Raw genomic sequence first — 20,659 nt, forward strand, 5'->3', positions numbered from 1 at the left:
CAGCACAGCCGCCCGCGCCGCCGCCTCCGTCGGGCGCACGCCCGGCTCCGACGCCGCCGGCGCCGCCTCCCGCAGCAACGCCGCAAGGCCGCCCGGCACCGGCACCCGCCGCAACACCGACACCACCCGCGGCACGACCGGGTGCTCCGGCGACCGCACCTGCGCCGACCGCGACACCCGCACCGACCCCTGCGCCGACGGCAACCCCCGCTCCCGGCAGCACGCCTGGCGCGCCGCCAGCCGGCCGCCCCGGCACGCCGCCGCCCGGGCGTCCCGGCGCGCCTACGCCGACGGGATCACCGGCTCCCGGGGCCGCGCCCGCTCCAGCAGCGACGCCGGCACCGGGCAGCCCGCCCCCGCCGCCTGCCCGTCCGGGTGCGGTGACGCCGGCGCCTGGCGCGACCCCAGCGCCGACAGCCACGCCAGCTCCGACGGCGACGCCAACCCCGGGTCAGCAAGGTGGAACGCCGCCTGCCGGCGCGCCGGCAGCGGGAACTCCGGCTGTGCCCCCGCAGGGGGGTGGCCCGGCCCGGCCGCCGGCACCTCCTGCGGGCGCCGCGGCGCCGAGCGTTGTGCCCGGCACGCCGGCCGCAGCGCCGCCCCCCGACAGGGCGCAATATCGTCCGCCGACGGTGGCACCGGCCTTCCGGGCGGCGCCGACGGTCTCGGCGCCCCTGCCGCCGCCGCCGCGTCCGCCGCAGCGCGACCTGACGCCGCTCGCGGTCGGAGCAGGCGTGGTGGCCGGAGCCGTGATCGGCGCGACCATCTCCGACCTCCACAACCAGCGACGCGAAACCGTCGAGGGCGGACGCACGATCTACACCGAGCCCGACCGCATCATCATCCGCGATCCGGGCGGGCAGGCCTATGTCCGCGGCAACGACCTCTATCGCTTCCGCTACGGCGCCCGCGACATCCGCACCGATACCGTCGGCAACGAGACCCGCACCGTCGTGATCCGTCCCGACGGCAGCGAGATCATCACGGTTGTCGGCGCCGACGGCCGCCTGATGCGGCGTATCCGCCGGGATCCCCGCGGGCGCGAGATCATCATCATCGACAACACCTACCGCGATCCGCGGGCGGTCGGCGGCTTCTATGTCGACGTGCCGCCACCGGTCGTGAACATTCCCTATGATCGCTACATCGTCGACGCCCAGGAGGCGTCGCCGGACGTGATCTACCAGACCATGATGGCGCCGCCGGTGCAGCGAATCGACCGGCGCTACTCGCTCGACGAGATCCGCTACAGCCCGAATGTTCGCATGCAGATGCCGAGCATCGACGTCAACACGATCATCTTCGAGACAGGATCGTGGACCATCCCACCGGACCAGGCGGCCCGGCTGCAGGTGATCGCGGATGGCCTCAACCAGGCAATCCAGCGCAACCCGCGCGAGGTCTTCCTGATCGAGGGACACACCGACGCGGTCGGCAACGAAGTCGACAATCTCTCCTTGTCGGACCGCCGTGCGCAGTCCGCGGCCGAATTGCTGACGCAGCAGTTCGGCGTGCCCGCCGAGAACCTGACCTCGCAGGGCTACGGCGAGCAATATCTGAAGGAGCAGACACAGGGGCCGAGCGCGATCAACCGTCGCGTGACGATCCGCAACATCACGCCGCTGCTCAACGGCGGCCAGGCCTCGCTGCCGCCGCCCCCGCCCGGCACCGCGCCGCCGCGCTGAGGCATCAGCCCACGAACGCAAATGGCCGGGAGCGATCCCGGCCATTTCTTTCAACATCACCTCTTTCACATTACGTCTTGCACATCACGCCGTCATCGCTTCCGAAGGCAGGCAGGCCTCGCAGACCGCGGCAACGTGCCGGTGATCGGTGCCGCAACAGCCGCCGAGAATACGCATGCCCGGGAACGCACGCCTGAGCGAGAGGTAGCGGCGGCCGAGATCGACGGGATCGCCGCTGTCGAGGGTCTCCGACTCGTCGAGCTCGGCATGGCTCTTGGCCGACGCATTGGCCCTGATGCCGTGGACGCGTTGGACCCACGCTTCGCCGGTCGCGAGCGCAGACTCGAAATGGCTCGGGTGCGCGCAATTGATCAGGAAATATTCGCAGGCACGTTCGGTTGCGTCGTCGACCGCTTCGATCGCTTCGCGGAGCGACTCTCCCCTGACGAGGCGGCCATCGGTCTCGACCGTGAAGGAGATCGCGACCGGAATGTCCTGCGTCCTAGCTGCACGCACCACGCCAATGGCTTCGTTGATGCTGTTCAGCGTGAACGCAGTCACCATGTCGGCGCCTGCCTCGGCGAATGCCGCGATCTGGCCCGAGTGGTAGGCTTCCGCCTCCGCCGCGTCCATGTTGCCGGCCTTGTAGCCGTCGCCGCGCGGGCCGATTGCGCCGCTGATGACGCAGGGCATGCCGGGGGATTCCCAGGCGCCGCGCAATTCGTCGAGGAAGCGGATGGCGCGCTTGTTGACGGCATCGAGCCCGGCTGCATCATAGCCGAGCTTGGCACCCCAATCCGGGTTGGCGCGCCAGGTCGGCGTGTCGAGCACGAAGCCGAGCCCGTGCTGCCGCGCGATGCGCAGGTAAGCTTCGTAGTACCGCTTCAAATGCGCGCGGCCGTCCGCGTTGTCGAGCAGCACGAAGGCCGCGAAGTGGGGCAGCTCAAGCCCGTGGTGAAAGATCAGGGTGGTTTCCATGCCGCCGTCAGTCAGGAAAATGCGGCCGCCGTGTTGCGGCAAACCATGTCTGTATCTGGCCATCGATCGCTCCATCATTTGGACGGGCTCGCTCTCTTCACTCGGTCGCGCCATGCCCGTGTTCGGTCTCGGCATTTGGTGCCGCATAATGTCGCGTCGCTCTAGAAGGCCCGTGGTGCGGCTGAACTTCCGCTCGCAAGCAGAGACAAATCAAAGGCTTGCATGATCCATTCGGAGTTGTCGTAGGCTTAGGGCGGCAAATTCCGCACTGCCGGTACGGTTTTGGAGAGATCGATGGGAAAGGGCGAAGCGACGCGCGAGCGCATTCTCGAGATCGCGGAAGCGGCGGTGCTCGCCAAGGGCTTCGGCGCGACCTCGATCGACGAGGTCATCGCAGAGGCTGGGCTGACCAAGAGCGGATTCTTCTATCACTTCAGGGACAAGAACGCGCTCGCGCGGGAGATGCTGCGCCGCTACGTCGAGACCAACGATCGCCTGTTCGACGAGATCTTCAGGCGGGGGCGCGAGCTCTCGGACGATCCGCTGCAGTCGTTCCTGATCTCGCTGAAGCTGCTCGCCGAAGTCATGGCCGACCTGCCGAACGGCCATCCCGGCTGCCTGATCGCCAGCATCTGCTATCAGGAGCGCTTGTTCGATCGCGAGGTCCGCGACCTGACCGCGCAATCGGTCCGGAGCTGGAATGCGCATTTCCGCGAGATTTTCGACGGCATCGCCGCCGCCTATCCGCCCCGCGAGCCGGTGGACCTCGACGATCTCGCCGAGATGATCTCGTGCGTGGTGGACGGCGCGATCATCATGTCGAAGACGCTCAACGACCCGAAGCGGCTGGAGCGGCAAATCCTGCTGTTCCGCAGCTGCGTGAAGCTGGTCTTCACGCCGCCGTCTTCCTCGTGAACCGATGCGTCATTGCTGCGCAGCCAATCCCAACGCGTCGACCATGACGCGGAATACTTCCGTGTTGTCCATCGAGCCGTGCACGCGCTCGCTGCCCGGTCCGCTCGCTGTCAGGATGACGTCCTCGCCGGAATGCACGCTGGCGCCGATCAGTGCCGAGAGATTGCCGGGACGCAGCACCGCGCCCGGGACGTCCTTGTATTTCTCGTTGGCCTTGTAGGTGCCGTCGTCGGCGGCCTTGACGGTCGGCTCGTTGGGATTGTCGAGCTTCGGACGGAACGTCTCGTAATAGTCCGGCAGGCTGGCCGAGAAGATGGCGAGCCGCCGGCTCACGTCGATGCGGGCCGGATAACCTTCCGCGTCCGGCGCGGGATAGTTGGGAAATCCGGCCTTGTCGTAGACAGCGACGCGCTCGCGCAAGGGCACGTTGGGCACGGTGGCCATGTCATCGTTCACCGTGCCGACGAGGCTGTTGGGGTGATTGTGGTCCGCCAGCACCAGAATGAGGGTGTCGTCGCCGCGCGCCCGCGCCCATTCGCGCGTCTGGCGCACAGCGTTGTCGAGCATGATCGTGTCGTAGACGGCGCGCTCCATGTCGAGCAGATGCGCGTATTTGTCGATCAATCCGGATTCGACCATCAGGAAGAAGCCGTTCTCGTTCTTCGAAAGGATGTTCACCGCCGCCTGCACCTGCTCGGTGAGATCGGGCTGCTCGGGGAATTTCCTGACGCCGCCACCTTTCAGGAACTTGCGGTCGAGCACGCCGTCCATGTTGCCCGTCGCAAACAGGCCGAGCAGCTTGCTCGTCTCTTGCTTGGCGGCAAACGCGCTGAGCTCGCCCGCCGTGGTCGCCATCTGATAGTTGGCCTCGCGAAACTTCGCGATGAAGTCGGTCTCGTCCTTGCGTTTCGAGCCGGCGGCCGACTTCGGCAGAAAATTCGCGCTGCCACCACCCATCAGCACATCCGGCTTCGCCGCAAAGAATTGCTCGACGATCTCGTCATAAGCAGCGCGCCGGCGGGTGTGCGCGACCATCGCGGCCGGCGTCGCGTCTTCGATCTCGGTATTGGTGACGATGCCGATCGCCATGCCGAGTCGCCGCTTGGCGAGACTGGTGATGGTTTCGACCCGGGGATCATCGAAAGCGCTCGCGGTGCGATCCGCATAGACGCCGAGCGCGTTGACGGCGCTCTTGTGCCCGGTGGCATAGGCGCTGGCCGAGTTCGCGGAATCCGTGATGATCGAGTCCGAGCCGGCCGTTGCCACCAGCGCCATATGGGGCATGTCGTCGATGGCGAGCTTGCCGCGGCTCTTGCCCTCCGAGATCCCTTTGGAGAGGATTCGCGCGGCGACCCGATGCGCCGGCGACATGCCGTCGCCGATGAACAGGATGACGTTCTTCGCCTTACGCGGGCCGGTGTCGTAGACCGTCCAGGTGACGCTGCGCTGGCGCGTGCCGTCGCTGACGTCCACAGTGACGGGGCCGGGCTTGGCCAGTGTAACGTCGCGCAGGATCAGGGCCGACTGCTCCTTGCCGTCCTCGCGCTCGATGAAGGTCCCGGCACGCCCGAAAGACGTCGCGTAGTCCACGCCATTCACCGTCACCTTCAACGTGGCGGGATCGGCCAGCCCGGGGAGCTCGACCTTGAAGTCGAACTTGGCGCCCGCCAGGATCTCGGCGCGATCGATCGGATAGACCGTCTGCGCCTGCGACGAGGTCCAGCAGAGGACGATGAGAGAGGCGAGTGCCGATTTCTTGATCATGCGCGATGCTCCGAAACCCATTCCGACAGAAGCAGGAGCGTAGCGATCGAGAATGACACCGTCATTAAGCTGTCATCGCGGGCCGGAAAATCTCACCCCTTGTCGCTCTCGAGCCGGAAAATCTGCGAGCCTTCGCTGCCCGACAGCAGGCCGGTGTCGCTGTAGAGCTTCAGCTTCGTCCGCGTATCGGCGATGTCGAGGTTGCGCATGGTGAGCTGGCCGATGCGGTCGGCCGGCGTGAAGGCGGCGTCTTCGACCTTCTCCATGCTGAGCCGCTCGGGCGCGTAGGTGAGGTTCGGGCTCTCGGTGTTGAGGATCGAATAGTCGTTGCCGCGGCGCAGCTCCAGCGTGACCTCGCCGGTGACGGCACGCGCGACCCAGCGCTGTGCGGTTTCGCGCAGCATCAAGGCCTGCGAGTCGAACCAGCGGCCCTGATAGAGCAGACGTCCGAGGCGCATGCCGCTGATGCGGTACTGCTCGATGGTGTCTTCGTTGTGGATGCCGGTGACGAGGCGCTCATAGGCGATGTGCAGGAGCGCCATGCCAGGGGCCTCGTAGATGCCGCGGCTCTTGGCCTCGATGATGCGGTTCTCGATCTGGTCGCTCATGCCGAGGCCGTGGCGGCCGCCGATCGCATTGGCCTCGAGGAACAGCGCGACGGGATCGGAGAAGGTCTGGCCGTTGAGCGCGGTCGGCTGCCCCTCCTCGAAGCGCACCACGACCTTCTCGGCCTTCACGGCGCAATCGTCGCGCCAGAACGGCACGCCCATGATCGGATTGACGATCTTGATGCCGCTGTCGAGGCTCTCGAGATCCTTGGCCTCGTGCGTGGCGCCGAGCAGATTGCTGTCGGTCGAATACGCCTTTTCGGCGCTCATCTTGTAGGCGAAACCCTGCGCCGTCATGAACGCCGACATTTCCGCGCGGCCGCCGAGCTCGTCGATGAACTGCTGGTCGAGCCAGGGCTTGTAGATCTTCAGGCCAGGATTGGTGAGCAGGCCGTAGCGGTAGAAGCGCTCGATGTCGTTGCCCTTGAAGGTCGAGCCGTCGCCCCAGATGTTGACGCCGTCTTCCTTCATCGCCGCGACCAGCATGGTGCCGGTCACCGCGCGCCCCAGCGGTGTGGTGTTGAAATAGGTGATGCCGCCGGTCGAGATGTGGAAGGCGCCGGACTGGATTGCGGCGATGCCCTCGTGCACCAGCTGCGTGCGGCAATCGACGAGGCGCGCCTTCTCGGCGCCGAACTCCATCGCCTTGCGCGGGATCTCGTTGTAGTCGGCCTCGTCGGGCTGGCCGAGATTGGCGGTGTAGGCGTAGCAGCGCGCGCCCTTCTGCTTCATCCAGAGCAGCGCCGCAGAGGTGTCGAGACCGCCCGAAAAAGCGATGCCGACTTTCTCACCCTTGGGCAGGCTTTTCAGGATCGTGGTCATGGCGCTTCCAATCGCGTGTCAAGGGGCTGGTGTCGGGGTGAAACTCGACCGCGCGAATATCAAATTTCGCACGCCTCGGCACCCCTTTAATGGGCTCAAACCGAGGGCTCGGGACCGGTCTTGCGGCCGAACAGGCGCTGGCGGAGCCGGTAGCCGGGCATGGCCAGCCGGGTCAGGGCGGCATCGACCGCCTCGTCCGAAAACCGCGTCCGCGGCCAGCGGTAGATCAGGGCGTAGGCGAACCAGATCACCATGAAAGTGACGAGGCCGGCGATCGCGACGTCGGTGAAGAAATGGCCGCCGAAGGCCATGCGCAGTCCGCTGGTGAGCGCGCCGAAGATGACCGCGCCGGCATAGGCGAGCGGCCGCCACGTCGGCGGCGCCAGCGACGCTGGCGCCAGCGTCCAGAAGGCGGTCGCGCCCTCGCCTGAGAAGAACGAGCAGTTGCGCGCACAGCCGCCGCGGGGATCCCACCACGGCACGAATTGCTGGTCGCCGGCAAACTCGGTCACCACCACCGGCCGCGGCCGGCCCCAATAGGTCTTGAAGGTCAGGTTCGTGAGAATGCCGGCCGACATGATCATGGTCACCAGCAGGAAGATGACCGTGCGCCCCCGCACAATGAGTGGCCGATCGGGCCGAATCATCTTCACAACAAGCGCCACGATCGACGGCAGCACGAACGCCCACGCGACCCACATCGCCGCGTCCCGCGCAAAGCTGGCCCAGCCGTTCAGCTTGAGCGGAAATGTTTTCGTCTCGGAGTCGAAGAAAAGCGACGCAAGCTTGAGATCCAGCTCGGGATAGACGCCGAAAACGACGCCGATCACGAGCCACAGCGCCAGGGCGATGAAGAGTCCAGTCCGGTTCATGGCGCGCGGTTTAGCGGAGTGGAGGGGGGATGAAAACCCTTGCCGGCGTCATTCCGGGATGGTCCGAAGGACCAGACCCGGAATCTCGAGATTCCGGATTCGGCTCTTCGAGCCGCCCCGGAATGACGTCGCAAACTAACGTGCATCCGGCCTCGAGTTCGACGGCAACGGCGGAGGCGGTTTGCGCGGAGGCGGCGGCTCGCGCCAGGCCCCGGCGTTGCGGCCGGCGATCAGCCAGTAGACGATTCCGGCAACGATGCCCGCGCCGGTCATGATCTCCAGATGCCGCCGCACGATGCCCTCGAACTGGAACGTGTCGGGATGGAACGGAACGAGGCCGAGATAGCAGGCGAGCCCGACAAGGCCGCCGCCGAGGGCATAAGCCAGCGCGCTGCGAATGTAGAGCGCTTCGGTGATCGCGACGATCACCGCCGCCGGCACCAGCGCGAAGCCCGAGACGAAGATGAAGCCGAAGCCGAGCAGGATGTCGATCGTGCCCTGGTCGACCGGACCGGCGCCGAGATCGGAAAATTCCGGAAACAGCAGCGCGACGACGATGATCATGCCGCCGACGAAGCAGGCGGCGAGGAAGCCGACGAAGATGACGAGGAGGCGGCCGATCAGGGACATCTGACGGACCCATTAAACATTGCTGTCATTCCGGGGCGCGCGAAGCGCGAACCCGGAATCTCGAGATTTCGGGTCGGTGCTATGCACCGCCCCGGAATGACCGGGCCATAAACGCAGATGGCCGGGTCAAGCCCGGCCATGACGAGCATCGAGGACGTCATCATCCATCAATCCGTCATCGCCATGGCGCGCAGCGCCTGGCGCTCGCGCGCCGAGAGCTTCTCGGTCTCCGACTTGAGCTGGCCGCAGGCTGCGAGGATGTCGCGGCCGCGCGGGGTGCGCACCGGCGAGGAATAGCCGGCGTTGAAGATGTATTCCGAGAACTTCTCGATCTGGTCCCAGTCCGAGCATTCATAGGCGGTGCCGGGCCACGGATTGAACGGGATCAAATTGATCTTGGCCGGAATGCCCTTGAGCATCTTCACCAGCAGTTTTGCGTCGTCGAGCGAATCGTTGACGCCCTTGAGCATCACATATTCGAAGGTGATGCGCCGCGCGTTCGAGGCGCCGGGATAGTCGCGGCAGGCCTGCAACAGCTCCTTGATCGGATATTTGCGGTTGAGCGGCACCAGCTCGTTGCGCAATTCGTCGCGCACCGCATGCAGCGAGATCGCGAGCATGACGCCGATCTCATCGCCAGCGCGCACGATGTTCGGCACCACGCCCGAGGTCGACAGCGTGATGCGGCGGCGGGAGATGCCGATGCCTTCGTTGTCGCCGACGATCAGGAGCGCATCGCGCACCGCGTCGAAATTGTAGAGCGGCTCGCCCATGCCCATCATCACGATGTTGGTGACGCGGCGCGTGCCGTCCTCGCGGTCGGCCCAGTCGTTGAGACGATCGCGCGCAACCATGATCTGGCCGACGATCTCGCCGGCGGTGAGGTTGCGCACCAGCCTCTGCGTGCCTGTATGACAGAAGGAGCAGTTGAGCGTGCAGCCGACCTGCGAGGAGACGCACAGCGTGCCGCGATCGGTCTCGGGAATGTAGACGCACTCGACTTCATGCGCCTTCTGGACGCTGTCGCCGCTCGGCAGCCGCAGCAGCCATTTGCGGGTGCCGTCGTTGGAGATCTGCTCGGCCACGACTTCGGGGCGGTCCACGGTGAAATGCTGGGCCAGGTCGGCGCGAATGCCCTTGGAGATCGAGGTCATCTCGTCAAAGCTCTGGGCGCCGCGGAAGTAGATCCAGTGCCAGAGCTGCTGAACGCGCATCTTGCGCTGGGCCGGGGCAACGCCGATCTCGCCGAGACGATCGGCAAGCTCGGTGCGCGACAGACCGATCAGCGACGGCTTCGCCGGCGGCACATAGGTTTCGAGCGGAGTTTTCTCCACCAGGGTTGCGTTGTGCGGCTCGGTCGTCGGTTGCATTGAATGGACCTAATGGCTTGGTCGTTCCGGGGCAGCGCGAAGAGCTGAACCCGGAACCTCGAGATTCCGGGTTCGATGCTGCGCATCGCCCCGGAATGACGGAGGAAATCTGGAACGGCCCCTATATAGCAACCGGAACCGCCGATTGCGACCTTATCGCCCGCAGTCTTAACGCCGACACTCTTACCGTCGGCAGTCCTGCGCGATCTTGTCGAGTGCCTGGGCGAGGCCCTTCAGCGAGAAGGTGTCGGTCGTCTCCGTGCCCTTGGCCGACACGCCCTTGACCACGAGATCGGCGGATTTGCGCATGGCTTCGACCATCCGCTCCTCCTCGGCCGCGTTCTTGATCCAGAGGCCGTCGCCCTGCGTGTACATGGCATAGGACGCGCCGCCGACCTCGACGACGGATTCCGAGCCCGGCTTCAGCGCGTAGCCGATCATCACCGAGACCTCGTTGTTGACCTTCTCGGCCGGCCGGCTGGAGACGAAGGCATAGGCGGGGTCTCGCGGCCGATTCGGCGGATTGGTCTTCGACGCCGAGGGTTTTGCCAGCGCGAAGCAGACCTTCTTGCCGTTGGGCGTGGCCGAATAGGCGCCCCAGGTGCCGAACTGCCCGATCAGGGTCGGCTCCGCGCCGCCCGCAACCGCAGCGGGCGGCGCTGCCGGTTTGCTCTCGGGCTTTGCAGCCGCCTTGGCAGTCGTATTGGCCGGTGCCGCAGCCTTTGGTGCAGACTCCTTTGCAGCAGACTTGGGCGCCGGTTGCGCCGTCTGCGCCCGCGCGGAATCGGCGATTCCCCCGGCCATGACGCCAGTCATCAAAGCTAAAATCAGCACCCGCCACATGCTGGAGTGGTTCCCTCAATATTGTGACTGGAAGATGGCTCGGCCGCGCTTTGTCCCCGGGCAGGGATAGCCGGGAAAGTCCAATTTGGGAAGGCAGTTAGCGGAATCGATAGCGGCTAGGCCCTGGATCGCGCGGCGCGTTGCTCGGCCCATTGCGCCTCGGTCCATCCGAGCAAATCCTCGGCGCCGGAACTGCGCAAATGCGCACCACCGTCGATCGTCACCATCTCGCCATTGATGTAGCCGGCGCGGTCGGAGACCAGGAAGCTGGCGAGATCGGCAAGCTCGCCGTGCTCGCCGGTGCGCCCGAGCGGATTGCGCGCGGTCCAGCTGTCGTCGCGGCCTTCGGGGCGGAGCTGGCCCGTTGCGCCCGCCGTGGGAAACGGACCCGGCGCGATCGCGACGGTGCGGATGCCCTTCGGCCCCCATTCCACCGCAAGGCTCCTGGTCATCGCCAGCAGCGCCGACTTCGCCATCGCCGACGGGACGGTGAAGGCCCGGCCGGTGATCGTCGAGGTCGAGAGAATCGACAACACGACGCCGCGGTGCTTGCCCTCGATCCAGCGCCGGCCGGCGGCGAGCGTGCAATACATCGCGCCATGCAGCGTGGGCGCGAGGATCGCATCGGCGGCGCGGAAGGAGAGGTGCTCGGTCTGTGCAATGAAGGTGGCCGCAGCATTGTTGACGAGGATGTCGAGCGGCGCATCGCGCCAGATCGCCTCCATCATGTGATCGACCGCGGCACCATCGCGAATGTCGCAGGCAACGGTCGTGACCTTGCCGCCGATCTGTTCGCGCATCTCGCTCGCGGTCGCCTCCAGCCGGTCGCGCTTGCGGCCGCAGATCACGAGCTCGGCGCCGAGCGCGAGAAAACGTCGGCCCATCGCGGCGCCGAGGCCGGAGCCGCCGCCGGTGACGAGAATGCGCTTGTGCGCGAGCAGGCTCGTTTCAAACATCGTTTGAATCCCTTTTGCTGCGGGTTTCGAGCGCAGCGAAGCAATCCAGACTATTTCCGCGACACGGACTCCGGACGCTTTCGCTGCGCTCGCAATGACGCGAGGATAAGCCCGCGCATCATTTCGGGCAAAGAATCCGGATTGTCCGACCGAGCTAAATCCGGCAAAACCGGACCCAACGATAATTCCACTCGAAACGCTCAGTTACTTCTCAAGAAGGTGCCGCCATGAAAGCCATCCTCTGCTCGCAATATTGCCAGCCCGACGATCTCGTTCTGGCCGAGGTGCCGGATCCGGTGGCGGGTCCCGGCGAAGCCGTGATTGCGATCAAGGCGGCGGCGCTGAACTTCTTCGACATCCTGATGATCCAGGGCAAGTACCAGATCAAGCCGCCGTTCCCGTTCTCGCCGGCCGCGGAAGTCGCGGGCGTGATCGAGAGCGTCGGCGCCGGCGTAACCGATCTGAAGGTCGGTGATCGCGTGGTCGCTTCCTGCGGTCACAACGGCGCGCGCGAGAAGATCGCGCTGCCGGCGGCCTCGATCGTGAAGATTCCCGACAATCTGGATTACGACCGTGCGGCCGGCATCATCATCATCTACGGCACCGCGCTGCATGCGCTGGAAGATCGCGCCAGCCCCAAGCCCGGCGAGACGCTCGCGGTGCTGGGCGCAGCCGGCGGCACCGGCCTTGCGGCTTGCGAACTCGGCAAGCTGATGGGTCTGAAGGTGATCGCCTGCGCCTCCTCGGAGGAGAAGCTGGAATTCGCCAAGGCGCACGGCGCCGAGCTGACGCTGAACTACGCCAAGGAAGACCTGAAGGAAGGCCTGCGCAAGCTCACCGGCGGCAAGGGCGTCGACATCATTTTCGATCCCGTGGGTGGCGCTTACGCCGAGCAGGCGCTGCGCTCGATCGCCTGGGAGGGCCGCTTCCTCGTGATCGGCTTTGCCGCCGGCGAAATTCCGAAGATGCCGCTGAACCTGGCGCTCTTGAAGGGCTGCGACATCCGCGGCGTGTTCTGGGGCGCATGGACGAGGCAGAATCCGGAGAAGAACCGCGCCAATCTCGAGAAGCTCGTGAAGTGGACCGCGGAAGGCAAGATCTCGTCGCATGTCGACCGCACCTTCCCGCTGGCGCAGACGGCGGACGCGTTGAAGGTGCTGGCGGGACGCCAGGCCATGGGCAAGGTGATCCTGCATCCGTGAGAGCTGATGCAGGTGGTTGAGGTCGCGTTGGCTAAGCGACTTCTGCTTTGCCGGCGGCCTCATCCACGCCGCGCTTCAGCGCGGCGCGGGCGGCCTCGCGATGTTCGTTCGTGATGTGGCCGGCGACCATGCGGATGGCGGTCGCGAGCACGGCGGCGTCGTCGGCGAAACCCAGCACCGGCATCACGTCGGCGACGAAGTCGAACGGCAGGACGAAATAGGCGATGGCCCCGAGCAGCGAGGCCTGGACGTGGCGCGGCGTCTGCCGGTCGAATGCGCAGTAGTACGCGGCGAGCAGGTCTTCCGTGAACGGCAGGCGCGCGGCGACGCGCTTCAGCTTACGCCAGAAGCGGCGGCGTACGCTCTCGCGATCCTCCGCGAGCCGATCGGCCGGCTCGAAGCCGACGCTGTGCTCGGCAGCCATGCTCAAAACTCCCGTTCGCCCGCAGCGGCGCACCGCCGCATCTCCTCTTGATCACAAGATGGGGATGAGGCCTCGTGCTGCAAGATGTCCGTCTCGTGTCAGGTCGCCCGTGTCACGTCTCGCCCGTGTCACGTCGCGATGGCGTTCATCGCCTTGGCCAGATCGATGTCGAGCGCAGTGACGCCGCCGGAATCGTGGGTGGACAGCACCACCTCCACCGTCTTGTAGACGTTGCGCCATTCCGGATGGTGATCCATCTTCTCGGCGACCAATGCGGCACGGGTCATGAAGCCGAACGCCTCGTTGAAATCCTTGAAGACGAAGGTTTTGCCGATGGCGTCGCGGCCCTGAACCTCGGTCCAGCCCGATAGTCCGCCCAGCGCCTGCTTCCGCGCCTCAGCCGTCAGCCGCTCTGCCATCGTCCTCTCCCTCGTTCAGGGGAACTTTACCCTAACACCTTGCCTACGACCCGGGTTCATACGGGATTCGGTCATCCGCTAACCATGACGCAGATGTAACCCCGCCGCGCAGGAAATTTGCTACAATTGCGTGCGTAAATCGCCGGCCAAGATGAAACTGAGCCTGAAGCGCCTGTTTGGGAGATCGATGACCGGGGGATTGGACCTGGCCGAAGCGCCCCCTCCGCCTTCGCCGCGATCCGCGGCGCGGAAGACGGCGCTCGTGTCTCTGGCGTTCCTGCTTGCGATCGTCGGCGTGGTCGCTGCCAGCTATTACTTCGCGATGCGTCCCGTGACGCTCAGAATCGCGGTCGGCCCCGCCAACAGCGACGACGTCAAGGTCGTGCAGGCGCTGACGCAAGGCTTTGCGCAACACAAGAGCTATGTGCGGCTGCGCCCGATCCAGACCGACGGCGCGACTGCCAGCGCCACTGCGCTCGCGGAAGGCAAGGTCGATCTCGCCATCGTGCGCGGTGATCTCGACGTGCCGAAGAACGCGCAGGCGGTCGCGACCCTGCGCAAGAACGTCGTGGTGCTGTGGTCCGTGCCCGCCAAAGGCAGGAAGAAGGGCGCGAAGATCACCAGGATCGCTCAGCTCGCCGGTCATCGCGTCGGCGTGGTCGGCCGCACCCAGGCCAACGTCAATCTGCTCAAGGTGATTCTGCAGCAATACGGCGTCGACCCCGCCAAGGTCGAGATCGTACAATTTCCGGTCAACGAAGTTGCCGAGGCGATCAAGGGCCAGAAGGCCGACGTCTATCTCGCGGCCGGCCCGGTCAACAGCAAGATTACGGCGGATGCGATCGCCGCAACCACCAAGGATTTCGGCGCGCCCAGCTTCATCGCGATCGATTCGGCGGATGCGATCGCGCAGAACCATCCGGTCTACGAAGCGTCCGAAATTCCCGCCGGCGCCTATGGCGGCTCGCCTGCCCGGCCCGATGACGAGGTCAAGACGATCAGCTTCGCGCACCACATCGTGGCGCGCAAAGGCGTGTCCGAGGCCGAAATCGCAGCATTCACGCGCCAGCTCTTCGCCGTGCGCCAGCAACTGGTGGCGGAATTCCCGCTGGCGGCCAAGATCGAAACGCCCGACACCGACAAGGATGCGGTGATCCCGGTGCACCCGGGTGCGGCCGCCTTCGTCGACGGCGAGGAGAAGACCTTCCTCGACAAATACAGCGATTACATCTGGTGGAGCCTGATGGCGCTGTCCGCCATGGGCTCGATCGGCGCCTGGTTCGCGGGCTATCTGAAGAAGGACGAGCGCGACAACAGCAATCACCAGCGCGAACGCCTGCTCGACATGATCTCCGCGGCACGCAAGTGCGAGACGACCGAAGAACTCGACCAGATGCAGACCGAGGCCGACGAGATCCTGCGCGACACGCTGCGCTGCTTCGATCACGGCGCGATCGAGGAAGCCGCGCTCACCGCCTTCAACATCGCACTCGACCAGTTCCACGCCGCCGTCGCCGACCGCAAGGCCGTGCTGTTCAGCCTGCCGCCGAACCTGCAGCGCGCCAGCGCGCAATTCCGGGCCGCCGGCACCGCGTGAACGCCCGCGCGCGTTATTGCTGCGTCACATTGTCTCAATATAGCCCTCCTCGTCATTCCGGGGCGCGCGTAGCGCGCCCCGGAATCCATCGCGCCGCATTCACGAGGAGAAATGATTCTCAGGTGCGCAATTGCGCACCATAGCTCGCGCTACGCGCGCCCCGGAATGACCGCCTCTCCCGTAAGCTCGGAGTCAGAGCCACTCATGCACATCACATTCTCCCGCCGCCGCTTCCTCGCTACCGGCGCCGGCGCGCTCGGCACGGTCGCGATGCCCTACCTGTCGCGCGCGGCCGACCGGCCGGCGGTCACGCATGGCGTGCAGTCGGGCGACGTTACGGCCAGCGGCGGCGTGGTGTGGGCGCGGACCGACCGGCCCGCACAGATGCTGGTCGAAGTGGCGACGACCGAATCCTTCAGAGACGCCCGCGCGCTGCCGCCGGTCGCGGCGCTGCCCGAGAGCGACTTCACCGCGAAGATGCTGGTCGAGAACCTCCCGGCCGGCCAGGACATCTTCTACCGGATCCGCTTCCGCGATCTCTCGCACAGCGCGATCCAAGGCGAAGCTGTGACCGGCCGCTTCCGCACCGCGCCGGCCGACCGCCGCGACGTCAGCTTCGTGTGGGGCGGCGACGTCGCAGGGCAAGGCTGGGGCATCAACTCCGACGACGGCGGCATGGTCACCTTCGCGGCGATGCGCAAGCACCGGCCGGATTTCTTCCTGCACTCCGGCGACACCATCTATGCCGACGGTCCGATCCAATCCGAGGTGAAGCTCGCCGACGGCAAGGTCTGGAAGAACCTGACCATTCCGGAGAAGGCCAAGGTCGCCGAGACGCTGGACGAGTTTCGCGCCGCGCATAAATACAATCTCACCGACGACAACCTCCGCGCCTTCAATGCGGAGGTGCCGATCTTCGTGCAGTGGGACGACCACGAAGTCACCAACAACTGGTCGCCGTCGAAGGAGCTGCCGGCCGCCTACAAGGTGCGCGATGTCGCGCTGCTCGCCGCGCGCGGCGCCCGCGCCTTTCACGAGATGTATCCGATGCGGGAGAGCATCAACGAGCCCGGCCGCGTCTATCGCCAGATCTCCTACGGCCCGCATCTCGACGTATTCGTACTGGACGAGCGCAGCTATCGCGGGGCGAACGGCGCCAATCTCGAAACCGCTTACGGCCCTGCCAGCCATTTCCTCGGCCCGGACCAGATCGCCTGGCTCAAGCGCGGCCTGTTGAACTCGCGCGCGACATGGAAGGTGATCGCCTCAGATATGCCGATCAGCCTGGTCGTCTCGGACACGCCAAAGGGCGGTTCGGAGGCTGTCGCGCAAGGCGACGGCCCGGTGCGCGGACGCGAATTCGAGATCGCCGACATTCTGCGCTTCATCAAGATTGCGCCGGTCCGCAACAGCGTGTGGCTGACCGCGGACGTGCACTACGCCGCTGCGCATTATTACGATCCGAACAAGGCGCAATTCCAGGAGTTCGAGCCGTTCTGGGAGTTCGTGTCAGGTCCGCTGCACGCCGGCACGTTCGGTCCGAACATGCTCGACAACACCTTTGGCCCCGAGGTGCGCTTCGTCAGGGCGCCCGGCAAGGACAGCCAGAACCTGCCGCCCTCGGCGGGCATGCAGTTCTTCGGCCACGTCAAGATCGATGGCGCGTCAGGCCAGATGACGGTGACCCTGCGCGACCGTGCCGACGTCGCGTTGTGGTCGATCACGCTCGATCCGAGCCAAGGCTGATCGTTAAGCGGCACCCCGTGCCTGGAGCGCTGCTTCCAGCGCGTCGCTGGAACACGGCTTCTGCAACCGGGGTTGGCCGGCCAATGCGGGCGGAATGCGCGCCTCGGCGCCGTAGCCGGTGACAAACACGAACGGCACCTTCAGCGCGACCAGCCGTTCGGCGATCGCAAAGCTTGTCTCGCGGATCAACTCGACATCGAGCAGCGCGAAGTCGGGCGTGCGCTTCGCGATGGCTTCCAGTGCCTTCGTCACCGACCCGACGGTGCGCACACCCGCAACCCCGAATCCGAGGAGGCGGTCCTCGAAATCGATGGCGATGATCGGGTCGTCCTCGACGATGAGAACGTCTTCCGGCGCGCCATTGGAATGAGCGGGTGCCATGATCGCATCTTTGCTAGGGGTTTCTTATTGGGGTGCCGCACCCCGATACCAGCGCCTAGCGCGCATCGGAGGGTTCCTGGAACGAAACTCACCACAGGAACGTTCCTGGGTCTGTCCACTTGTGCACACAGGGAGCGGATGGAACTCGCTAATGTGGGAGGAAGGACGGGGGTTCAGAATGGATGTGCGAATCGGCAAGGTCACCGAGGTCGAGAGCCGGCCGGCCAACAATCTGCTGAGGCGTCTGAGCCAGGCCGACTACGCCCTGCTGGCGCCGTACGTAGCCGTCGAGGACGGGGCAGCGGGCCATTTGCTCTACAATCCCGGCGATGACGTGCAGGTCGTCCACTTCCCCTGCGGGCCGTCGCTCGCGACATTCCTCGTCCCCAACGAGGACGGCCGCGACGTCGAGACCATTCTGGTCGGCCGCGAGGGCGCGGTCGGCGGCATCGTCAGCGAGGGATTTCTGCCGGCCTATACCCGCATCTGCGTGAAGTTCGGTGGGCCGTTTGCGCGCATTCATGTCGCCAAGCTCGAAGCGGCCAAGCTGCGATCATCTTCGCTGCGCAATATCTTCGCCCGCTACGCCGATTGCATGCTGGCCCAGATATTCCAGTCGACGGCGTGCAATGCCATTCACTCGATCGAACAGCGCACCGCCAAATGGATCCTGGCGGCGATGGAGCGCACCGGCGACGAGAGCAGCGTGCCGCTGACCCACGAACAGCTCGCAACATTGCTCGGGGTCGGGCGCAGCTATGCCAGCCGCGTGCTCCAGTCGTTCAAGGCTGAAGGCGTGCTCGACACGCGGCGCGGATCGATCCTGGTCCGCAACCGCGACGGTCTCAAGCTGCGCGCCTGCCTGTGCAACGACGCCGTGAAGCTGCATTTCGAGGAGGTGCTGCGCGGCGTCTACCCGGCCGAGGAGCGGGAGGCGGGATAAGGCGCAGTCTGCTCTTTCTTCTCCCCTTGCGGGAGAACGAGGTATAGGCATCGCGCTTTCCTGAACGTAACCGTGCTATGCTCTCCCCCTCATGAGCGGGGCTTTGCTTCACACTCTCTTCGACGTCTTGGCGTGGCTGGCGGCTGCTGCTGCCATCTTCTGGCTGTCGCGACAGGGCCTGCGGTTTCCCTCGCAATCCTTCGAACTGCCCTACATCGCCGCGCTGGTGTTCGGGGCCGGTAGCGGCGCCTATCTGTTTGGCTCGGCCAATCTGTGGCTGTCGGGCCAAAGCGGCATTGCGCGATCGGTCGAGGGCGCGCTGGCCGGCGGCATCGTGGCGATCGAACTCTACAAATGGTCCGCCGGCATCTCCTTGCGCACGGGGGCACGGTTCGCCCTGCCGCTGGCCGTGGGCATCGCGATCGGCCGGATCGGCTGCTATTTCGCAGGTCTCGACGACTTCACCTATGGTACGCCGACGGCGTTGCCCGTGGGCCATGATTTCGGCGACGGCGTTCGCCGCCATCCCGTGCAGCTTTACGAGAGCGCGGCCATGGCCCTGTTCGCGCTCGCTTATGTCGTGGCGGTGTTGAACCGGAACGCCTTTGCGATCACCAATGGTTTCTACCTGGTGCTCGCCTATTACGGAGCGCAACGCTTCCTGTGGGAATTCCTCAAGCCGTACGCCACGCTAATCGGCCCGCTCACCCTGTTTCACCTGCTGTCGCTGTCCATCCTGCTCTATGCCGCATTCATGCTGGCGACGGCGTCCAAAGCGAGATCCCTGCATGAACGCGCCGTTGCGTAAGTCGCGTCCCTATATCTTTTGGGGTCAGACCCAATCCCTCTGCGAAACCTGCCTGAAGCTGGTACCGACCAAGATCCAGATCCAGGACAACGAGGTCTGGTACGAAAAGCGCTGCGGGGAGCATGGCGTGCAGTCGACGCTGGTGTCGACGGATGCCGCCTATTGGCGCCTGTGCAAGGAATTCATCAAGCCGGGCGACCGGCCGCTGCAATTCCAGCGGCGCACGGAATTCGGCTGCCCCTATGATTGCGGCCTCTGTCCCGACCACGAGCAGCATTCCTGCCTCGCGCTGATCGAGATCACCGAGCACTGCAATCTCACCTGTCCGGTCTGCTTCGCCGAATCCTCCCCGGCACGAACGAAATTCACGCCGCTCGCAACGGTGGAGAAGATGCTCGACGCGCTGGTGGCGAGCGAAGGCGAGCCCGATCTCGTGCAGATATCCGGCGGCGAGCCGACGTTGCATCCGGATTTCTTCGCGATCCTGGACGCCGTGCGCGCGCGGCCGATCCGACATGTCATGATCAACACCAACGGCCTTCGCATCGCGCGTGAGAAGGATTTCGTGGCGCGGCTTGCCGAGACCAGGCGCGGGCTGGAGGTCTATCTCCAGTTCGACTCGCTCCAGCGCGACGCCCTGATCGATCTGCGCGGCGCGGATTTGCGAAAAATCCGCCAGCAGGCGCTGGAAAATCTCGAGCATTATGGCGTGTCGACAACGCTGGTCGCGACCATCAAGCGCGGCATCAACGACGCCGAAATCGGCGACATCGTGCGCCACGCGCTGACCTGGACATGCGTTCGCGGCGTCACGCTGCAGCCGGTGCAGGACGCCGGCCGCAACGAGAATTTCGACAAGACCACCGACCGCATCATGCTGTCGGAGATCCGCAACCGCGTCGTCGAGACCGGCGTGTTCGGCGACAAGGACATGATCCCGCTGCCCTGCAATCCCGAGAGCATCTCGATCGGCTATGGCCTGCGCAACGGTGAGAAGGTGCTGCCGCTGACCTCACTGATCCCGCAGGAGCAACTCGTTGCGGTGATGCCCAACACGATCAGCCCGGAGAAATATCCGGTGTTGCGGGAGAAATTCGTCGATCTGTTCTCGCTGTCGTCGGGCCCGCTCAACACCTCCGAGCGCGTCTGCGAACTGCTGTGCTGCCTGCCGAGCTTCGAGGTGCCGCAGGGCCTCACTTACGAGAACGTCTTCCGCGTCACCATCGTGCAGTTCCTCGACCGCTTCAATTTCTGCGTCGGCAACGTCAAGCGCAGCTGCATCCATTTCGTGACGGAGCAGGGCGCGATCATTCCGTTCGACACCTACAATCTCTTTTATCGCAACGGACAGATCGACGGCATCCGCGTCGGGCTGGCCGCGCCGGCGCGCGAGGGAGTCCTTCAGGCATGAGCATCAGCGACACACCGCCGCCGGCGCCACCGGCCGCGCCGCCTCCCGCCCCGACGGACAAGCGCGGCGGGTGCCTGACCGCGCTGATGGCGATCTTCGGCATCTTCATGTTGCTGCCGGGTCTCTGCGCACTGCTGTTCGGCGGCATGTCGGTGGTCGAGGACGGCAAGATTGCCGGCGATATCGCTCCGCTGGTTTTTCTGGGGATCGTCGTGGGCATCGGGGGCGTCGCCCTGATCTGGGCGGCCATCAAGGGCCGCCGCAGCTAAGTCCGGCTTTCCGCCT

At 65.5% G+C, this 20,659-nt stretch carries 20 protein-coding genes; 9 read left to right on the plus strand and 11 right to left on the minus strand.

Going from position 1 to position 20,659, the window contains the following annotated elements; translation table 11 throughout:
* Positions 1-1,685 (plus strand): OmpA family protein (locus tag AC3WLX_RS31710; protein WP_492338899.1); only part of this gene is annotated, 1,685 nt, incomplete at its 5' end.
* Between the two features lie 84 nt (positions 1,686-1,769).
* Here the strand turns inward: AC3WLX_RS31710 and AC3WLX_RS31715 are convergent.
* Positions 1,770-2,726 (minus strand): homocysteine S-methyltransferase family protein, encoded by a 957-nt coding sequence (locus tag AC3WLX_RS31715; protein ID WP_492338900.1) that lies wholly within the window; start codon positions 2,724-2,726, stop codon positions 1,770-1,772.
* Between the two features lie 231 nt (positions 2,727-2,957).
* Here AC3WLX_RS31715 and AC3WLX_RS31720 point away from each other — a divergent pair, with 231 nt between their 5' ends.
* A complete protein-coding gene (locus AC3WLX_RS31720) occupies positions 2,958-3,578 on the plus strand; it encodes a TetR/AcrR family transcriptional regulator (protein WP_492338901.1) in 621 nt (206 codons plus the stop codon).
* A 9-nt stretch (positions 3,579-3,587) separates the two neighbouring features.
* Here AC3WLX_RS31720 and AC3WLX_RS31725 read toward each other — a convergent pair whose 3' ends face one another.
* The 7 genes from AC3WLX_RS31725 to AC3WLX_RS31755 all read right to left on the minus strand — a co-directional run bounded on the left by AC3WLX_RS31725 (position 3,588) and on the right by AC3WLX_RS31755 (position 11,443).
* Positions 3,588-5,342: an alkaline phosphatase gene (locus tag AC3WLX_RS31725; RefSeq protein WP_492338902.1), complete on the minus strand. Its 1,755-nt coding sequence runs from the start codon at positions 5,340-5,342 to the stop codon at positions 3,588-3,590.
* A 92-nt stretch (positions 5,343-5,434) separates the two neighbouring features.
* Positions 5,435-6,772 (minus strand): argininosuccinate synthase, encoded by a 1,338-nt coding sequence (gene argG / locus AC3WLX_RS31730; RefSeq protein ID WP_131874242.1) that lies wholly within the window; start codon positions 6,770-6,772, stop codon positions 5,435-5,437.
* A gap of 95 nt (positions 6,773-6,867) precedes the next feature.
* Positions 6,868-7,644 carry a phosphatase PAP2 family protein gene (locus AC3WLX_RS31735; protein WP_492338903.1) on the minus strand — a complete coding sequence of 259 codons (777 nt, stop codon included), beginning with the start codon at positions 7,642-7,644 and terminating at the stop codon, positions 6,868-6,870.
* Positions 7,645-7,779: 135 nt separating this feature from the next.
* On the minus strand, positions 7,780-8,274 hold the full coding sequence (locus AC3WLX_RS31740) for a hypothetical protein (RefSeq protein ID WP_291629450.1): 495 nt from the start codon (positions 8,272-8,274) through the stop codon (positions 7,780-7,782).
* 167 nt (positions 8,275-8,441) lie between these two features.
* Positions 8,442-9,644: a dual-specificity RNA methyltransferase RlmN gene (gene rlmN, locus AC3WLX_RS31745; protein ID WP_492338904.1), complete on the minus strand. Its 1,203-nt coding sequence runs from the start codon at positions 9,642-9,644 to the stop codon at positions 8,442-8,444.
* A 183-nt stretch (positions 9,645-9,827) separates the two neighbouring features.
* Positions 9,828-10,487 (minus strand): invasion associated locus B family protein, encoded by a 660-nt coding sequence (locus AC3WLX_RS31750; protein ID WP_492338905.1) that lies wholly within the window; start codon positions 10,485-10,487, stop codon positions 9,828-9,830.
* Positions 10,488-10,603: 116 nt separating this feature from the next.
* Positions 10,604-11,443, minus strand: a complete 840-nt coding sequence (locus tag AC3WLX_RS31755) for an SDR family oxidoreductase (protein WP_492338906.1) — start codon at positions 11,441-11,443, stop codon at positions 10,604-10,606.
* 227 nt (positions 11,444-11,670) lie between these two features.
* Between AC3WLX_RS31755 and AC3WLX_RS31760 the strand changes: the two genes are divergently transcribed.
* The gene (locus tag AC3WLX_RS31760; RefSeq protein ID WP_492338907.1) at positions 11,671-12,645 is read left to right on the plus strand and encodes an NADPH:quinone oxidoreductase family protein; all 975 of its coding nucleotides are present in this window, start codon (positions 11,671-11,673) and stop codon (positions 12,643-12,645) included.
* Between the two features lie 31 nt (positions 12,646-12,676).
* Here AC3WLX_RS31760 and AC3WLX_RS31765 read toward each other — a convergent pair whose 3' ends face one another.
* Positions 12,677-13,069, minus strand: coding sequence for a YkvA family protein (locus tag AC3WLX_RS31765; RefSeq protein WP_291620779.1), 393 nt, complete (start codon positions 13,067-13,069; stop codon positions 12,677-12,679).
* A gap of 128 nt (positions 13,070-13,197) precedes the next feature.
* Positions 13,198-13,488 (minus strand): 4a-hydroxytetrahydrobiopterin dehydratase, encoded by a 291-nt coding sequence (locus tag AC3WLX_RS31770; protein ID WP_492338908.1) that lies wholly within the window; start codon positions 13,486-13,488, stop codon positions 13,198-13,200.
* A 151-nt stretch (positions 13,489-13,639) separates the two neighbouring features.
* Between AC3WLX_RS31770 and AC3WLX_RS31775 the strand changes: the two genes are divergently transcribed.
* Positions 13,640-15,085: a TAXI family TRAP transporter solute-binding subunit gene (locus AC3WLX_RS31775; protein ID WP_492339050.1), complete on the plus strand. Its 1,446-nt coding sequence runs from the start codon at positions 13,640-13,642 to the stop codon at positions 15,083-15,085.
* A gap of 204 nt (positions 15,086-15,289) precedes the next feature.
* Positions 15,290-16,831, plus strand: coding sequence for an alkaline phosphatase D family protein (locus AC3WLX_RS31780; RefSeq protein WP_492338909.1), 1,542 nt, complete (start codon positions 15,290-15,292; stop codon positions 16,829-16,831).
* A 3-nt stretch (positions 16,832-16,834) separates the two neighbouring features.
* Here the strand turns inward: AC3WLX_RS31780 and AC3WLX_RS31785 are convergent, their stop codons facing one another.
* Entirely contained in the window at positions 16,835-17,212 is a 378-nt protein-coding gene (locus AC3WLX_RS31785; protein WP_291620770.1) for a response regulator, read from the minus strand.
* 178 nt (positions 17,213-17,390) lie between these two features.
* On the opposite strand from AC3WLX_RS31785, the gene AC3WLX_RS31790 reads away from it, so the two are divergent.
* From AC3WLX_RS31790 to AC3WLX_RS31805, 4 genes are all read left to right on the plus strand, one after another.
* Positions 17,391-18,155 carry a Crp/Fnr family transcriptional regulator gene (locus AC3WLX_RS31790; protein WP_492338910.1) on the plus strand — a complete coding sequence of 255 codons (765 nt, stop codon included), beginning with the start codon at positions 17,391-17,393 and terminating at the stop codon, positions 18,153-18,155.
* A 91-nt stretch (positions 18,156-18,246) separates the two neighbouring features.
* The gene (locus tag AC3WLX_RS31795; protein ID WP_492338911.1) at positions 18,247-18,963 is read left to right on the plus strand and encodes a prolipoprotein diacylglyceryl transferase family protein; all 717 of its coding nucleotides are present in this window, start codon (positions 18,247-18,249) and stop codon (positions 18,961-18,963) included.
* The gene (locus AC3WLX_RS31800; protein WP_492338912.1) at positions 18,944-20,374 is read left to right on the plus strand and encodes a radical SAM protein; all 1,431 of its coding nucleotides are present in this window, start codon (positions 18,944-18,946) and stop codon (positions 20,372-20,374) included. Before AC3WLX_RS31795 ends, AC3WLX_RS31800 begins: the two co-directional genes overlap by 20 nt.
* The gene (locus AC3WLX_RS31805) at positions 20,371-20,643 is read left to right on the plus strand and encodes a hypothetical protein (protein ID WP_291620761.1); all 273 of its coding nucleotides are present in this window, start codon (positions 20,371-20,373) and stop codon (positions 20,641-20,643) included. Before AC3WLX_RS31800 ends, AC3WLX_RS31805 begins: the two co-directional genes overlap by 4 nt.
* Positions 20,644-20,659: the final 16 nt, after the last annotated feature.

The organism is Bradyrhizobium sp. FW305-F6, assembly GCF_058782905.1.

What these genes read in the sequence shown, in the direction of transcription:
- AC3WLX_RS31715 (WP_492338900.1), bottom strand. Translation starts at nt 2,726, where the DNA reads ATGGCCAGATACAGACATGGTTTGCCGCAACACGGCGGCCGCATTTTC.
- AC3WLX_RS31720 (WP_492338901.1), top strand. Translation starts at nt 2,958, where the DNA reads ATGGGAAAGGGCGAAGCGACGCGCGAGCGCATTCTCGAGATCGCGGAA.
- AC3WLX_RS31725 (WP_492338902.1), bottom strand. Translation starts at nt 5,342, where the DNA reads ATGATCAAGAAATCGGCACTCGCCTCTCTCATCGTCCTCTGCTGGACC.
- argG (WP_131874242.1), bottom strand. Translation starts at nt 6,772, where the DNA reads ATGACCACGATCCTGAAAAGCCTGCCCAAGGGTGAGAAAGTCGGCATC.
- AC3WLX_RS31735 (WP_492338903.1), bottom strand. Translation starts at nt 7,644, where the DNA reads ATGAACCGGACTGGACTCTTCATCGCCCTGGCGCTGTGGCTCGTGATC.
- AC3WLX_RS31740 (WP_291629450.1), bottom strand. Translation starts at nt 8,274, where the DNA reads ATGTCCCTGATCGGCCGCCTCCTCGTCATCTTCGTCGGCTTCCTCGCC.
- rlmN (WP_492338904.1), bottom strand. Translation starts at nt 9,644, where the DNA reads ATGCAACCGACGACCGAGCCGCACAACGCAACCCTGGTGGAGAAAACT.
- AC3WLX_RS31750 (WP_492338905.1), bottom strand. Translation starts at nt 10,487, where the DNA reads ATGTGGCGGGTGCTGATTTTAGCTTTGATGACTGGCGTCATGGCCGGG.
- AC3WLX_RS31755 (WP_492338906.1), bottom strand. Translation starts at nt 11,443, where the DNA reads ATGTTTGAAACGAGCCTGCTCGCGCACAAGCGCATTCTCGTCACCGGC.
- AC3WLX_RS31760 (WP_492338907.1), top strand. Translation starts at nt 11,671, where the DNA reads ATGAAAGCCATCCTCTGCTCGCAATATTGCCAGCCCGACGATCTCGTT.
- AC3WLX_RS31765 (WP_291620779.1), bottom strand. Translation starts at nt 13,069, where the DNA reads ATGGCTGCCGAGCACAGCGTCGGCTTCGAGCCGGCCGATCGGCTCGCG.
- AC3WLX_RS31770 (WP_492338908.1), bottom strand. Translation starts at nt 13,488, where the DNA reads ATGGCAGAGCGGCTGACGGCTGAGGCGCGGAAGCAGGCGCTGGGCGGA.
- AC3WLX_RS31775 (WP_492339050.1), top strand. Translation starts at nt 13,640, where the DNA reads ATGAAACTGAGCCTGAAGCGCCTGTTTGGGAGATCGATGACCGGGGGA.
- AC3WLX_RS31780 (WP_492338909.1), top strand. Translation starts at nt 15,290, where the DNA reads ATGCACATCACATTCTCCCGCCGCCGCTTCCTCGCTACCGGCGCCGGC.
- AC3WLX_RS31785 (WP_291620770.1), bottom strand. Translation starts at nt 17,212, where the DNA reads ATGGCACCCGCTCATTCCAATGGCGCGCCGGAAGACGTTCTCATCGTC.
- AC3WLX_RS31790 (WP_492338910.1), top strand. Translation starts at nt 17,391, where the DNA reads ATGGATGTGCGAATCGGCAAGGTCACCGAGGTCGAGAGCCGGCCGGCC.
- AC3WLX_RS31795 (WP_492338911.1), top strand. Translation starts at nt 18,247, where the DNA reads ATGAGCGGGGCTTTGCTTCACACTCTCTTCGACGTCTTGGCGTGGCTG.
- AC3WLX_RS31800 (WP_492338912.1), top strand. Translation starts at nt 18,944, where the DNA reads ATGAACGCGCCGTTGCGTAAGTCGCGTCCCTATATCTTTTGGGGTCAG.
- AC3WLX_RS31805 (WP_291620761.1), top strand. Translation starts at nt 20,371, where the DNA reads ATGAGCATCAGCGACACACCGCCGCCGGCGCCACCGGCCGCGCCGCCT.